Source organism: Kitasatospora sp. MY 5-36 (assembly GCF_001182915.1).
Classification (GTDB): domain Bacteria; phylum Actinomycetota; class Actinomycetes; order Streptomycetales; family Streptomycetaceae; genus Kitasatospora.
Genome location: NZ_LFVW01001091.1, coordinates 1 through 383 on the forward strand (window position 1 = coordinate 1; position 383 = coordinate 383).

General features: G+C 80.7%; 1 protein-coding gene. It reads right to left on the reverse strand.

Going from position 1 to position 383, the window contains the following annotated elements:
- Positions 1-116: 116 nt before the first annotated feature.
- Positions 117-383: LAETG motif-containing sortase-dependent surface protein (locus AE652_RS40385; RefSeq protein ID WP_049660770.1), on the reverse strand; the 267-nt coding region annotated here is incomplete at its 5' end.

Sequence of the window (383 nt, forward strand, 5' to 3'; positions counted from 1 at the left end):
GCCGGGCCGGTGCCGCTCTCAGGGCCTCGGGAGGGCGGTGACCCCCGGCCCGCTCGGGCGGTTCCGTCGCTTCGGGCGCTTCGGGCACCTCAGGCGGTTCGGACGGTTCAGGCGGTTCAGGCGGTGGTGCGACCGTGGCGGCCGCGGCGGCGCAGGACGAAGACGGCGGTGCCACCGGCCACGACCAGGCCACCGGCGACGGCGGCGAGGATCGGGGTGGAGTCATTGGCACCGGTCTGGGCCAGGCCACCGGTGCCCGGGGCGGCGCTGGTGGTCGCCGGGGTCGGCTGGCCGGCGCCGGTGCTCGGGGTGCCCGACGGGGCCGCGCTCGGGGTGCCGGACGGCGTGCCGGTCGCGGCGGGGGGGGTCGGGGCCGGGGGCGG